The 13337-nt window shown below is 43.6% G+C and carries 17 protein-coding genes; 1 reads left to right on the top strand and 16 read right to left on the bottom strand.

The window, feature by feature from the left end; genetic code table 11:
- Positions 1–131: 131 nt before the first annotated feature.
- Positions 132–527 carry a helix-hairpin-helix domain-containing protein gene (locus tag D8844_RS06245; RefSeq protein ID WP_125422732.1) on the bottom strand — a complete coding sequence of 132 codons (396 nt, stop codon included), beginning with the start codon at positions 525–527 and terminating at the stop codon, positions 132–134.
- A 218-nt stretch (positions 528–745) separates the two neighbouring features.
- Here D8844_RS06245 and D8844_RS06250 point away from each other — a divergent pair, with 218 nt between their 5' ends.
- Complete coding sequence (locus D8844_RS06250; RefSeq protein WP_125422735.1) at positions 746–1051, top strand: DUF898 family protein; 306 nt, start codon at positions 746–748, stop codon at positions 1049–1051.
- Positions 1052–1093: 42 nt separating this feature from the next.
- Here the strand turns inward: D8844_RS06250 and D8844_RS06255 are convergent, their stop codons facing one another.
- The 15 genes from D8844_RS06255 to D8844_RS06325 form a co-directional block, all read right to left on the bottom strand.
- The gene (locus D8844_RS06255; RefSeq protein WP_000119707.1) at positions 1094–1348 is read right to left on the bottom strand and encodes a DUF1912 family protein; all 255 of its coding nucleotides are present in this window, start codon (positions 1346–1348) and stop codon (positions 1094–1096) included.
- Between the two features lie 9 nt (positions 1349–1357).
- Positions 1358–2692, bottom strand: coding sequence for a DUF438 domain-containing protein (locus D8844_RS06260; protein WP_125422739.1), 1335 nt, complete (start codon positions 2690–2692; stop codon positions 1358–1360).
- Positions 2692–2925 carry a DUF1858 domain-containing protein gene (locus tag D8844_RS06265; RefSeq protein WP_000368739.1) on the bottom strand — a complete coding sequence of 78 codons (234 nt, stop codon included), beginning with the start codon at positions 2923–2925 and terminating at the stop codon, positions 2692–2694. The genes D8844_RS06260 and D8844_RS06265 overlap by 1 nt, the downstream gene beginning before the upstream one ends.
- A 215-nt stretch (positions 2926–3140) precedes the next feature.
- Positions 3141–3323: a hypothetical protein gene (locus tag D8844_RS06270; protein WP_000505783.1), complete on the bottom strand. Its 183-nt coding sequence runs from the start codon at positions 3321–3323 to the stop codon at positions 3141–3143.
- 1 nt (position 3324) lies between these two features.
- Entirely contained in the window at positions 3325–4104 is a 780-nt protein-coding gene (locus D8844_RS06275; protein WP_125422741.1) for a hypothetical protein, read from the bottom strand.
- A gap of 150 nt (positions 4105–4254) precedes the next feature.
- A complete protein-coding gene (rbfA, locus tag D8844_RS06280; protein ID WP_001273601.1) occupies positions 4255–4605 on the bottom strand; it encodes a 30S ribosome-binding factor RbfA in 351 nt (116 codons plus the stop codon).
- A gap of 250 nt (positions 4606–4855) precedes the next feature.
- A complete protein-coding gene (gene infB, locus D8844_RS06285) occupies positions 4856–7639 on the bottom strand; it encodes a translation initiation factor IF-2 (protein ID WP_125422744.1) in 2784 nt (927 codons plus the stop codon).
- Between the two features lie 16 nt (positions 7640–7655).
- Positions 7656–7955, bottom strand: a complete 300-nt coding sequence (locus D8844_RS06290) for a YlxQ-related RNA-binding protein (protein ID WP_001041396.1) — start codon at positions 7953–7955, stop codon at positions 7656–7658.
- Positions 7948–8241, bottom strand: a complete 294-nt coding sequence (rnpM, locus tag D8844_RS06295; RefSeq protein ID WP_006144965.1) for an RNase P modulator RnpM — start codon at positions 8239–8241, stop codon at positions 7948–7950. The genes D8844_RS06290 and rnpM overlap by 8 nt, the downstream gene beginning before the upstream one ends.
- Before the next feature lie 21 nt (positions 8242–8262).
- Entirely contained in the window at positions 8263–9399 is a 1137-nt protein-coding gene (gene nusA / locus D8844_RS06300; protein WP_000032278.1) for a transcription termination factor NusA, read from the bottom strand.
- A 42-nt stretch (positions 9400–9441) separates the two neighbouring features.
- Entirely contained in the window at positions 9442–9921 is a 480-nt protein-coding gene (gene rimP, locus D8844_RS06305) for a ribosome maturation factor RimP (protein WP_125389401.1), read from the bottom strand.
- Between the two features lie 126 nt (positions 9922–10047).
- The gene (gene trmB, locus D8844_RS06310) at positions 10048–10683 is read right to left on the bottom strand and encodes a tRNA (guanosine(46)-N7)-methyltransferase TrmB (RefSeq protein WP_001266088.1); all 636 of its coding nucleotides are present in this window, start codon (positions 10681–10683) and stop codon (positions 10048–10050) included.
- Entirely contained in the window at positions 10680–11474 is a 795-nt protein-coding gene (ccrZ, locus tag D8844_RS06315; protein ID WP_000363019.1) for a cell cycle regulator CcrZ, read from the bottom strand. Before ccrZ ends, trmB begins: the two co-directional genes overlap by 4 nt.
- Positions 11475–11521: 47 nt before the next feature.
- Positions 11522–12571, bottom strand: coding sequence for an ABC transporter permease (locus D8844_RS06320; RefSeq protein WP_125389402.1), 1050 nt, complete (start codon positions 12569–12571; stop codon positions 11522–11524).
- On the bottom strand, positions 12568–13299 hold the full coding sequence (locus D8844_RS06325) for an ABC transporter ATP-binding protein (protein ID WP_000889941.1): 732 nt from the start codon (positions 13297–13299) through the stop codon (positions 12568–12570). The genes D8844_RS06320 and D8844_RS06325 overlap by 4 nt, the downstream gene beginning before the upstream one ends.
- Positions 13300–13337: the final 38 nt, after the last annotated feature.

The raw sequence follows: 13337 nt of genomic DNA on the forward strand, positions 1-13337 counted from the left end.
CATCAGCAACCAGTTCTGACACATTTGTGGACTTCTCAGCTCCGCCACTTTCTGTAAAATGTGGGATTCAAAACACCTCTAATGGCTCTATTGTAGCAAGTTTTTGACGGAAATGCAAGGGACAAGGAAGATTACTTGAAGCTGATTCCGTGTTCTTTTAATTTCTTGATCGTAGCTGGGCCGATTCCTTTCAAGGCAAGGAGTTCTTTTTCTGTCCAGTTTTTGAAATCAGAAGCCGACTTGATGCCTTCATCATAGAAAGTCTTAGCGCGGTCTACTGAGAGGCCACCCAAAGTCGCTGCAAAATCTTCTACTGAATTGGCTACTTTTTGAGCTTGTTCCTTGGTCGCTTCTACTGCTTGTTCCACTTTTTTAGAGACAACTTTTCCTGCTTGGCTGGCAGATTTTTCTGCGTGTTTCACGACTTTCTTGGTCTCTTCGACAACTTTGGTCACCGTATTTGAAAAGGCACCTGAACGACGGAGGCTATTTCGCAATTGTTTTTTACGTTGGAGTTTCTTTGACATGATAAAATCCTTTCAATAAAAAATCCCTGCTCTGACAAGGATTTAATAAAGATATTCTATCAAGATTTTGGCAAAAAATCAAGAAAGGAAATAAGATTCCCCTTAAAAATCTAGCCGTTTTTTCCTTTCAAACTAATTTGACAATGATTCGACTTCTTGATAAAATATGCAGTAATGTGCAAGACTGATTCACGTAAAAAGCTGATAAGGAGAACAATATGAATAACGAAAGTTACTTTGACGGCGGTCTTTTGAGCTACGTTGGACATGCTATCCTAGCCATGCTTATCATGGGATTTACTGCTGGAATTGCTACACCATGGGCAGTTTGTATGATTCAAAACTGGAAGGTTAAGCACACTGTCATCGATGGGCGTCGCCTTTATTTTGACGGAACAGGTTCTCAATTATTCGGGAACTGGATCAAGTGGTTCTTGCTCACCATCATCACTTTGGGCATCTATTCATTCTGGTTGCATATCAAAATGGAACAATGGATCACCAAACACACACATCACGTATAAACAGAAAAAGTGCGTTCATACGCACTTTTTGATTTGTAACGATTAGTAGTTTCGCTCACCAAACAAGCCCTCTGGCAAGTCATGGAATCCCTTGCCTGCTTTGAAGTTTTCAAATTTACCCAGCAAAAACTGATAAGCATCCAAGCGACTTTCGTAGCGAATCATGGCATCTTTAGCACGCTCGTCTTGGTCTTCTTCGTAGACTTTTTGACTTTCCTTGTGCGCCATGTCGTTGATCATGATCTGGGTATTGACCCAGGCTTCAAATTCCTTCATAAATTCTTGTTCGTAACTCATTGCTTCTCCTTATTCTAATCCACGGAAGTAGTCCGTATCAATCTCACGATAGGGCTGAATATCCTGAACATACTCTAGCACGCCTTGAAATTCTCCGTTCTCATCGTGTACCGCAGCATAGGTGATGTGGACAAACTTACCTCGCGACTCAGAATTGAACCACATTTCATACTTGTCCTTGACCCCTTCACGAAGACCTTTCATAACAGCCTTCACCTTTTCTAGGTACTTAGGCGGATGGCAGAGTTCAACATTGCGCCCGACTTGGGATGGCGTCCGTTTGAAAATCATCTCATCAGCTGGCGCATTGTCATTGTAATACTGGAAAATATCGTCTTTATTGACAAAGGTAATCTCCATAGGGAGGTGATTGAGGATGAGGTTGGCCTGCTCGACGGAGAGATAGCCATTGCCAAAAGGCTGTTGACTATGACGGTCCAGTACCGCTTCCTTGTTCTTAGGGGTAAAGGTAATGGTGAACTGTCCTTCTGGTGTATCGATAACTTGCTGAACTTGACCTTCAGCCGTGTCTAGTTGTACTGGCTCCTCTGAGCTCTTTTCCTCAACGAAACTCTGGCGTTCTGGCACCCATTTCTCTGACGGACGGATGATGGCATAGCCGTAGGCATCGCTCTCCTCCGCAATCTGAATCCAGTCATCCTGGGTGAAGGACTCAAGAAGAATCATGAGGAGGATGGACTCTTCCTTGAAAATCATACTTTCAAACTCTGTCGCAAAAGCTTCAAAATCTTCTTTTACTTTGCTAATTGGCACTTCTGGTAGTGCCTTGACTGTCGCTAGAGCTGTCTGAAAGAGTTCCCTGATCTGATCATCCACTCCCCACATAACCTTAGGGGGTGAATCGTGTCCATAACGCTCCATGATGGGGAAAAAGAGCTCTTCCTTGCGCTGATAGTGGAGATCAAATTGCCCCAACAGCCCCATTTGACGGACCAAGCCCTTGCGCATCTCTGCCAGCATTTCCTCGTCTTCCATAGACTCATAGGTATCTAACAATCTCCGAATGCGAATCAAGGCAGCACGGAAGGCTAGATTTTCATCCTTGAAGACGCGAACTGGATGGCCAGGGTGTTCAGTATCTTCCACTTCGACGCCCTTTACTGCATTTTTAAAAAGATTAGCATGGACATCACAGAGTTCCATGACATCTTCAAATGTGACACCTGAGTCTGAGTTCATCAGCTCGTGCTCCATGAGGGAAATCTCAATAGCTGAGACACCCGTAAAGGTCGCATCAAAACGCTCCTGAACCGACTCAGGAGAGGCGCCATTATGCAATTCTAACAAAATATCCCGTAGGATATGAATCCGTTCATCTGCCATTAGTCTAATCCAATCACTTCATAGCCGTTTGCTTCTAGCGTGCGGACAATCTTGTCCATGGGCGTTCCTTCGAGCTTAGAACCCTGCTTAAGCGATACTTTGCGACCGACTGTATTGCGCATCAAGGGATTAGCAAGTGGTTTAAAACCCAGCTCCACTAGGATTTCCAAGACTTCTGGATGCTTATCCACCACTTCTGCAACGGGAATTGACACATCGATGATATTGTCCATGACGACCTCCATTGTATGTTCTAATACTCAATGAAAATCAAAGAGCAAACTAGGAAGCTAGCCGCAGACTGTACTTAAGTACGGCAAGGTGAAGCTGACGTGGTTTGAATTTGATTTTCGAAGAGTATAAAATGATTTTACTGCTTATATTATACCATATGGGAAGAGATTAAAAAACTAGCAGTGGAATTCCTGCTAGTTTCTTTCATTTCAAATTATTCCTTATCATCTGGTTTTGCGAGCCACTGAGCTACATCCATCAGCTTGTCAGCAAGCAGTACTTTCCCGAAACCTACTAGAGCATTGTCATCTTTTTTCATGTTCTTCAGGACTTTGATGCTTTGCATCACAAAAAAGTAATTCCCGTAAGTCTTGGTCAGAATTTTAATGAATCCCATATTACTCACCTTCGATGATTTCGACCTCTTTTCGGATAGTATCAACGTCTCTTTGATATTGCACTTCATTGTAGTTGACTAGCTTGGACAATTCCTGTTGCAATCTTTCTCCCATCGGTTTCATGGTCGCAAAGGTTAGGCCTCCAGAAATGACTCCACCTAGGATAGGAATCACTTTCCCCATCCCTTTGGCTAGGCCTCCTTTTGTCAGATTGACACCAAAAATTTTCAAAACTTTTTCTAAAATTGGATACCAAAGAGTTTTTGTCAAGGCTTTCTTGTTCACTACTTTTATGACTTGCTTGGCTACTGTCACACCGCCTGATCGAAGCAGGGCACCTGCGCCATTTACTCCCAGCATCACACCGAGATACAGTAGAAGTGTGTTTTTAGCTTCCTCGCTTAACTCATTGCGCGATGCCCAGAGATCATCAAATCCGTAAATATACCCTAGCTCCTGAGCTAGTTTTAATGAGAATGCATAAAACTGGGCTACGTCTGTCGGGATAGTGATCGCCATGATAATCCCTCCAGGTAGACCAGCCAAAACCGAAGTTCCACTGGCTAACAGGACATTATCCTTAATACAGGCCTTGGCCACTCTATCCAAGCTTTCCTGGGGTAATAAAGCCGTCGGTCCTTGTTCAATCAAAGTTGAAATGTCCTTGCGATCTAATTCCTTTGAAAACTTTTCTACTAAAAATTTCTCTCGATCAACTTTGACTACGGGTAATTTCACCACTTGTTGCAGTACTTGCATAGCTATATCTTGTTTAGCCATATATCTCTCCGTTTTTCATTTATATCAAGCTTTATCATATCATACTATGTGAAATTTACAAATTTTTTAAACCGATTTTTATCAGATAGATACATCGTCAAATAGCAATGATCATACTCTGGCAACAAAAAAGAGGGTTGCCCCTCTTTCTTAGTTCTTATCCAGATTGCGTAGCATCTCGTCAATCTTATTTCCATATTCGATGGACTCATCTTTGACGAAGGTCAAATCTGGGATTTTGTACAATTTCAAATTGCGACCAAGTTCACGTTTGATGGTACCAGTTGCTTTTTCAAGCCCGATTTGAGCTTTTTGATTATCTGAAGCAAGGTTACTCAAAATGGTGTAGTAAACCTTGGCAACAGACAAGTCACCCAGCATCTGAACATCTGTGATGGTCACACCTTGGACACGCGGATCACGGACCTTCTTTTGCAAAATCTCATTGACTTCACGCTTGATTTCCATGCCCACACGATCCGTACGGAAATGATTTGCCATGATATTCCTTTCTCTACTTTGAACCAAAAGCTAGGCCAGCAGACCTAGCTATTTTTAAATTTATTGATTTTCAGTTCAAATTGAAACGAAGTGCAATTTGAACTCATTCGCTTCTTTCGCTGTGGTGAAAGTGATAGAACTGTTTTATCAGTCCTATCACAGGGGATTTTTGAGACACTAGGCTCAAAAATAAGCAATGAAACCATCGGTTTGCTTGCGTCCCTCACCACCTAAGAAAGGAGCAAAAATCTTATCGTTTGATTTCTTCCATGATATAAGCCTCAATCACATCATCAGTCTTGATATCATTGTAGCCATCAATCATGAGACCACCTTCACGACCGTTTGTAACTTCTTTGACGTCGTCTTTGTAGTGTTTCAAGCTGGCGAGTTCGCCATCATAGATAACGACACCGTCACGGATAACACGGACTTTAGAATCACGGGTAACCTTACCGTTGATAACCATGAATCCACCGATAGTTCCGACTTTAGATACCTTAAAGGTTTCACGGATAACTGCTTCACCGATAACTTTTTCTTCGAATTCTGGGTCAAGCATCCCTTTCATGGCTTCTTCCATCTCTTCGATAACCTTGTAAATAATGCTGTGGAGACGGATTTCTACATCGTCAGCTTCGGCTTGTTGGCGCGCTTGTGGTGTAGGGCGTACGTTGAAACCAACGATAAAGGCATTGGAAGCTTCGGCAAGAGTCACGTCAGACTCATTGATAGCACCGACTGCCGAGTGGACAATGGTAACTTTGACACCTTCTACATCGATCTTTTGAAGTGAGGCAGAAAGTGCTTCAACAGAACCTTGTACGTCGGCCTTGATGATAACATTAACTGACTTAAGCTCACCAGCTTTAAGCGTATCAAAGAGGTTTTCAAGGCTGACACGTTGGGTAGCTTGGCGTTGTTTCATGAGGGCACGTTTTGCACGCTCTTCACCTGCTGCACGCGCAGATTTTTCATCTTCGTAAACGGCAAAGTGGTCACCCGCCATTGGCGCTTCGTTCAAACCTGTGATAGAAACTGGTGTTGATGGGCCTGCGACCTTGACACGACGACCAAGGTCATTGGTCATAGCACGGACACGACCGAAGGTATTTCCGACAACGATAGGATCTTGGACATTCAAGGTACCTTGTTGAACAAGAAGGGTTGCGACCGCACCTTTCCCTTTATCCAAGCGCGCTTCGATAACCGTACCGATAGCACGCACTGTTGGGTCTGCCTTGAGTTCTTGGATTTCAGCTACAAGAAGGACTGTTTCCAACAATTCTTCGATATTTTGGTTGAATTTAGCTGAGATTTCAACAAATTCAGAATCTCCACCCCAAGCTGTTGACATAACCCCATGCTCTGCCAATTCACCGATAACGCGTTCTGGGTTGGCACCTGGTTTATCAATCTTGTTGATAGCTACGATGATTGGAACGTTGGCTGCTTTTGAGTGGTTGATGGCTTCAATAGTCTGAGGCATAACCCCGTCGTCGGCCGCTACAACCAAGATAGTAATATCGGTAACAGAGGCACCACGCGCACGCATAGAAGTAAAGGCCGCGTGTCCTGGTGTATCAAGGAAGGTGATCTTCTTGCCATTTTCAACGATTTGGTAGGCACCGATATGCTGCGTGATACCACCTGCTTCACCTGTTGCAACACGAGAGTTACGAAGGGTATCCAAGAGGGTTGTTTTACCATGGTCAACGTGTCCCATGATGGTTACAACTGGTGGACGTTCAACCAATTCATCTTCATTAAGATAGCCATCTTCGACGAAGAAACGTTCGATGTCGGCATTATCCACTTCAACCTTTTGTTTGGCTTCGATACCGTAATCCACCATGAGGAGTTCGATGGTTTCTCCATCCAAGGATTGGTTTTGTGTGGCCATGACACCCATCATAAAGAGTTTCTTAACGATTTCTGCTGGTTCACGTTTGATACGTTTTGCGATTTCCGCAACAGTCATACCATCTGTATACTCAAATTCTGTTGGCAATTCATGGAACTTACGCTCTGTAACAGGTTTTGGAGTCTGGTTACGGTTGTTTTGCTTGTTCCCTTTTTTATTTTTCTTGTTGTTATTCCAGTTACTATTTCTTTGATTTCTCACTTGATTCTGACTACTTCGATTCTTTTGTTGTTTTCTAGGACCATCTTCTTCGTGATCATAATCATCACGTTCTTTGTCTGGTCGAGCTTGTTTTTTACGACGTGTATCCACTGGCGCTTCTTTCGCTACAGGAGCTACTGTTACTGCTGGCTGCGTTTGTTCAGCTAGCTTAGCAGCTTCTTCAAAGATTTCCTCTGGTTCCTTGCGTTTGTTAGCTTGAGCCAAGGCTTCTTTGGCTGCTTGCGATTGTTTGAAGCGCTCCTCGCTTGAGCGTGCGTACTCTGCATTTTGCTCTGCTTTTAGGGCTGCTGCACGGGCTTTAAAGTCAACACGTGGACCACCTTGCTTGGGCTGGAAGTCTTGTTGCTGACGGCGATCATTGCCACGATTACCTTGACCTTGTGGTTTCTTCCCTTGGTCGTTAAATCGTCGATTGTCGCGGTTTCCTTGACCAGGTTTGCCACCATTACGACCATCGTTTTTCTGACGGTTGACGTTTTGTTGTTGGTCACGATTGTTGCCCTTGTTTTGTTTGCGTCGTTCTGCCTGCTCTTTGGCACGCGCCTCACGCTCCGCCTTGAAGTTTCGACTCTGTGGTCTTGCGGCCACTACTTTTTCTTCCTTAGGAGCTGCAGGTGCAGCTGGTTTACTTTCTTCCTTAGCGGCTACTGGTTTAGCTGATACAGACTTTTCTGCTTTCTTTTCTACACTTGCTTTTGATGTCACAGGTTTTGCTTCTGCTTTCGGAGCAGCTGGTTTAAAGCTCACTGCGATTTGTTCAGCAGCAGCAGCTTCCACGCTCGATGAGTGGCTTTTCACATCCAAGCCCAACTCTTTTGCACGCGCTACAACTTCTTTACTTTCTTTTCCAAGTTCTTTTGCGATTTCGTACAATCTTTTCTTAGACAAATCATGTCCTCCTCTTCTATTCCATAAGAGACCTCATTTTCTTTGTAAATCCAGCATCTGTCACAGCCAAAACCTTTCGCGATTTTCCGACTGCTATGCTTAATTCCAGTGTTGAAAACACGGTTATAACTTCTACTTGATAATAGTCACTTTTGTCTTGAATCTTCTTGGTCAGATTGGGACCAGCATCATGGGCTAGAAAGACTAGCTTGGCTTTCTGGTCTTGGATGGCCTTGACCACCAATTCCTCACCTGATATGATCCGGCCTGCTCGCTGAGCAAGTCCCAAGAGATTGCTTATCTTTTGCTTATTCAAGTCCTAACTCTCTTCTTTTCACTTTGTGATCTACATAAGCGATCAACTCGTCATAAAAGCTTTCTTCCACTTCCATGTTAAAGCTGCGGTTAAAGACTTTCTTCTTTTTTGCCTCTAGGGCTTCTGCATTGTCTAGCTTGATATAAGCGCCACGGCCATTGGCCTTGCCTGTCGGATCGATAAAGACCTCTCCTTCTTTGTTCTTGACAATGCGGAGCAAATCACGCTTATCAATCACTTCATTGGATACAACAGACTTGCGCAAAGGGATTTTTCTTGTTTTCATCTTTCCCTCCTCTAGCAGCTTTTATTCTTCTGTCAATTCATCCGCAGCTGCGTAATCAACTTGACCTGCTTCTTCCATAGCTTCAAATTCACTTGCAGACTTGATATCGATACGGTAACCTGTCAAATGAGCTGCCAAGCGAACGTTTTGTCCACGACGACCGATGGCAAGAGATAGCTTGTTATCAGGTACAACGACCAAGGCACGTTTGCTGTCATTTTCATCAAAGATAACTTGGTCAACCTCTGCCGGTGCGATGGCATTGTAGATAAACTCAGCTGGATCTGCTACCCACTCGATAACGTCGATGTTTTCTTCAACAGGAATCATGCGGTCACTCTTGGCATCGTAACGAGCTGGGTGGAATTTGCTGGTGATTTTCTTGATATTAGCACCACCACGTCCAACGATTGTCCCGATAGCGTCCACGTTTGGATTGTGGCTACGAACGGCAACTTTGGTACGGTCACCAGCTTCGCGGGCTACGCTCATGATTTCGACAGTTCCATCGTAAACTTCTGGAATTTCTTGCTCCATCAAACGTTTAATCATTTCTGGATGGCTACGGCTAACAAAGACGTTGACACCACGAGGGTTATCTTCAACCTTGTAGACATAGACTTCGATACGGTCGTGGGAAGCAAAAACTTCTCCAGGGATTTGGTCTTGTTTTGACAATTGGGCTTCGATGCTGCCAAGGTTGACATAGATAAAGCGGTTGTCAAATCGTTCTACTGTACCAGACATGATTTCTTGTTCATGTTCTTTATAAGTATTGTAAGTGATGGCACGTGTTTGCTTGCGCATTTTTTCCATGATGGTTTGTTTAGCAGATTGGGCTGCTACACGACCAAACTCAGCAGGTGCTTCTTCAAACTTGATTTTGTCACCAAGCTCATAGGCTGAATTAATGGCAAGGGCATCTTTCAAGCTGATTTCCAAACGGCTATCAAATACTTCATCAACAACTTCACGAACAGTATAGACAGTAAAGTCACCTGTCTTTTCATTGAAGTCGATGGCTACGCTGTCAGACTGACCATAGCGTCTGCGATAAGCGGAACGAAGCGACTCTACTACTGCGTCGATGATGTCTTCTTTCTTGATTCCCTTGTCTTCTTCCAAAATGCGGAAGGCCTCTAGCATTTCTTTACTCATGTTCTTTTTACTTTTGAATCCTCAAAAGCTATCCTTTCTTTTCTATAGTTTTACTGCTAAACGTGCTTTTGATACTAAACTGTATGGAATTTGGACTGTTTTCTTACGTGTCTTGTCCATATATTCCACAGTCAACTCATCGTCTTCAAAGGCCAACAAGGTTCCCTCAAAGACTTTCTGCTTGTCGATGGCCTTATAAAGACCAACGTGAATGTATTTCCCAACTGCTCCAGCGACAGCATCCTTGGTTTTCAAAGGACGTTCCAAGCCTGGACTGGTGATTTCTAGGAAATATTGTTCTGGGAAGGGATCAGGCTTGATGGTATCTAGGACAGGACTGATGATTTCTGTCAGGTCTGCCGTGTCGTTCAAGGTAATTCCTTCGGGTTTATCTACAAAAATACTAAGAATCATGTCACTGCCAATCTTTCCATACTCGATATCCACGAGCTCGAAAGGCGCTTGGATGACAGGTTCTACAACTTCTCTGACTAATTCTACGATTGTTGCGATTGCGTCCACCTCCTCATAAGCAAGAGGCGAAGATATTTCCCCGCCTCTCTTTCTCATATTCTTACTATCAGTATAGCACGTTTGTCAATTTATGTAAAGCATTAGCACTCAACTAGCTGGTTTTCAAGCTAGTTCTTAAAATTCTGCTTCAACTCGGTAGATCACTTGACCTTTGCTGGAGAATTTTTGCTCATACTCTGTCATGACATTGCCTTCAAAATCACTGGCATGCAAGTCTAGCCAAACACCATTTAGTTTCATCCCATACTGAGAAAAGCTCACTAGACTGTACTCAAACAAGCCACGGTTATCTGTCTTGAAATGGATTTCCCCATTCTCAGGCAAGATGCGCTTGAAGGTATCCAAGAAACTCTTGTAAGTCAAACGACGTTTTTCATGGCGTTTTTTAGGCCAGGGATCTGAAAAGTTTAGGTAGAGACGATCAATCTCACCGTCTTCAAAGTAGTCGGTCAGATCTGAACCATCTACCCACAGCAACTTGATGTTGGGCACTCCAACTTCTAATACCTTATCCAAGGCATAACTCAATACCGACTTTTGGATATCAATCCCAATGTAGTTGATGTCAGGATTTTGCTTGGCCATTCCTGATACGAAGGCCCCTTTCCCACTTCCAACCTCTACATGAATAGGATGATCATTTCCAAACAAGTCTCGCCATTTCCCTTTAGCTTCCAAGGGATTGAGGACCACATACTGAGGATTGGCCTCTAGTAATTCTGTCGCCCCTTTACGATTTCTAACTCTCATCTCTTCTTTCCATACTTGTCACGGAAGACGCGCAAGGCATAAATCTCCCGGTTTACATTGTCTAAATCTTGATTTTCACAGTATTTGGCAATCTGGTTCAAATAAGAATACTGACCATACCAATACAATTTATCTAACACTGTCTGATTGTACTTATAGCCGTAGTCTCTCAACCATTGGCGCCACTGATGATCCGGAATGTAGTGGCATAGCAAATGCGCCACATCAAACATACGATCCGTCAGACGAACCGAATCCCAATCCACTAGATAAACGAGTCCACTCTCTGTTTCAATCCAATTACTATGACGAAGATCCCCGTGCACAATCGTTGCATGGTCTTCCCTAAAACCTGGAACCGTCTTACCTAGCTCCGCAATCACACTGTTCAAATAGTGATTCTGCTTCAAGATTTCTGGAACCCCTTGCTGCCAAGAACGTAGCAAATCAACTGGTGTTTCCATGGTGTATCCCAAACGGCTCAACTGCTTCATCAAAGGACGCGAGCGGTGAAGGCGGTTCAAGATATTGATAATCTGCTTGCGATTCATATCGTAAGGGGTCAAGATTTTACCCGTCAGCCATTCCTGAGCACACATATCACGGCCATCTGGCAAACGACGAGTCCATAGTAATTGAGGAGCGATTTGTTCTCTGGCTAGCCCAGGTAGGATTGGAGAGGTGTTCATTTTTACAAAGACGCGCTTCCCATCAGGGTAGCTTCCCATATAAGCTTTGCCACTCTTCCCAGGGATAGGGGTCAGCGTTAGCTCATTATCACCCAAGTCCATTTCTTTCCTCCGTATAAAGTTTCCTTACTATTCTACTAGTTTTTGGTCTATTCGTCAACCAATCTTTTTAGTTGGTAAGGTAAATAAAACAATTGTAGGAAAAGACTAGCTCCTACAAGAGGCAACAAGGCTATTTTTTCTTGAAAAACCACTGCTCCGACCAGTAATTCCAGCAAAAGAACTGCACTTCCCACACCGACTACAATCTGTTTCAATCCCTTTTCTTTCTCCCCTTTTTCTAGTGGAAAGAGCTGGGTCAAGTATTGGTAATCAAAGGCATGATAGAGGGCCAGTAACTGAAAGAGCAAGAGGTAATTAAATAGAACCACCACTGCCGTCGCTATCCAAGATTGCTCGATAAAGAGCAAAGCTAACAAGGATAGGAGCAAAAGACGCAAACTAAGCGCAAAGAGGTCTCCATTTCGCAAGTAAGAACGGAGATAGAGGTTTTGCCAAATCTTGCTCGGCACTTTCTGAACTGCTTTAAGGATGAAATCCAGATAAGCGCGACGTTTGACACTATTTGAAACGCCCTTGACCTGAGTAAAGAGAGCAAAGAAACGAAGCAAGACTTGCTTGCGCTTGCTTTCTTGAGAGATCACATAGTCCCAGTCGAGACCAGTCTCAGTAAAAAATTTACTGGCTTTTTGGCGAAAGAGGAGATATTTCCCAGCTCCCAATAAAAGCACATAGATGAGAAGAACTGGCAAGCCATAACCCATGGCTAAAAATAAGGGCGCAAATAAAAGCAAGAAAAGGGTTTGGACAAAGAGCCAAAAGACTAGTGAGCGCACTGTCTGCCCTTTGAGGTGAGACTTAACCTCCTCTTCACTGACTAAGAGAAAGAGCTTGTCAGGTCCTTCCATGTAGGTCGCGATTCCTCCCCAAGCCAAAAGCAAGATAGATACTATTACTAAAAACAAGAGAATAGGCCAGTGGTTTTCAGGAAAATGTTGCAGGAGTTGACTGTACTGGTAAGCTAGAAAACCGATGAGAACTAGCAGGAACAAGACAAAGTGGTCATTGAGAACATAGCGCAGATAACTGACACACTCCTTACGAAAAGCCTGCTTTCGCTTTAAAAACAAGTCTTTCATAGCTCCTCCTCTTTGGTCAGAGCCAAGTAAATATCATTCAAACTCGCTTCAGGCATGCTAAAGGTCTCGCGCAGTTGCTGGAGATTCCCCTGAGCCCGAACCTCTCCCTTGTGGAGAATGACAAAGGCATCACACATCTTTTCTGCTGAGTCTAGCACGTGGGTACTCATGAGAATGGACTTGCCTTTTTGCTTTTCCACTTCTAGAAGCTGAATCAAGTCAGAAATGGCCAGCGGATCGAGCCCAAGGAAAGGCTCATCAACGATGAAAAGGCTCGGATCTACGACAAAAGCACAGATAATCATAACCTTCTGCTTCATCCCTTTGGAAAAATGTACTGGAAACCAGTCTAATTTTTGGTCCAGACGGAACATTTTTAACAAAGGTTCCACACGATCAAAAGCCACTTTTTGCTCAATACCATAGGCCATGGCAACCGTCTCAATATGCTCTCTGAGGGTCAATTCCTCATACAGACTAGGCGTTTCTGGGATATACCCAATCTGCTTGCGATAGCTGGTCGCATCTTCTCGCAGGGTGAGACCGTTAATCTTGATTTCCCCACTGTAAGGTGTCAACAGACCAATAATCTCATTGATTGTCGTTGATTTTCCAGCACCGTTGAGACCAATCAAACCGACCAACTGCCCACTTTCAACTGTAAAGGACACATCTTTCAAGACAGGGACATGAACATAGCCTCCTGTCAGGTTTTTAATTTCTAACATATTTTCTCCGAATCTGGTATAATGTAGCTATATTATAT

Source organism: Streptococcus oralis (assembly GCF_003942875.1).
In the GTDB taxonomy this organism is placed as follows: domain Bacteria; phylum Bacillota; class Bacilli; order Lactobacillales; family Streptococcaceae; genus Streptococcus; species Streptococcus oralis_BX.

Bases quoted from the DNA above. Each gene is read 5' to 3' on its own strand.
- D8844_RS06265 (WP_000368739.1), bottom strand. From the start codon at position 2,925: ATGGACAATATCATCGATGTGTCAATTCCCGTTGCAGAAGTGGTGGAT.
- D8844_RS06275 (WP_125422741.1), bottom strand. From the start codon at position 4,104: ATGGCTAAACAAGATATAGCTATGCAAGTACTGCAACAAGTGGTGAAA.
- rnpM (WP_006144965.1), bottom strand. From the start codon at position 8,241: ATGAAAACAAGAAAAATCCCTTTGCGCAAGTCTGTTGTATCCAATGAA.
- ccrZ (WP_000363019.1), bottom strand. From the start codon at position 11,474: ATGGACTTGGGTGATAATGAGCTAACGCTGACCCCTATCCCTGGGAAG.
- D8844_RS06325 (WP_000889941.1), bottom strand. From the start codon at position 13,299: ATGTTAGAAATTAAAAACCTGACAGGAGGCTATGTTCATGTCCCTGTC.
- D8844_RS06250 (WP_125422735.1), top strand. From the start codon at position 746: ATGAATAACGAAAGTTACTTTGACGGCGGTCTTTTGAGCTACGTTGGA.
- D8844_RS06245 (WP_125422732.1), bottom strand. From the start codon at position 527: ATGTCAAAGAAACTCCAACGTAAAAAACAATTGCGAAATAGCCTCCGT.
- D8844_RS06320 (WP_125389402.1), bottom strand. From the start codon at position 12,571: ATGAAAGACTTGTTTTTAAAGCGAAAGCAGGCTTTTCGTAAGGAGTGT.
- D8844_RS06255 (WP_000119707.1), bottom strand. From the start codon at position 1,348: ATGAGTTACGAACAAGAATTTATGAAGGAATTTGAAGCCTGGGTCAAT.
- trmB (WP_001266088.1), bottom strand. From the start codon at position 10,683: ATGAGAGTTAGAAATCGTAAAGGGGCGACAGAATTACTAGAGGCCAAT.
- nusA (WP_000032278.1), bottom strand. From the start codon at position 9,399: ATGAGTAAAGAAATGCTAGAGGCCTTCCGCATTTTGGAAGAAGACAAG.
- D8844_RS06260 (WP_125422739.1), bottom strand. From the start codon at position 2,692: ATGGCAGATGAACGGATTCATATCCTACGGGATATTTTGTTAGAATTG.
- D8844_RS06270 (WP_000505783.1), bottom strand. From the start codon at position 3,323: ATGGGATTCATTAAAATTCTGACCAAGACTTACGGGAATTACTTTTTT.
- rbfA (WP_001273601.1), bottom strand. From the start codon at position 4,605: ATGGCAAATCATTTCCGTACGGATCGTGTGGGCATGGAAATCAAGCGT.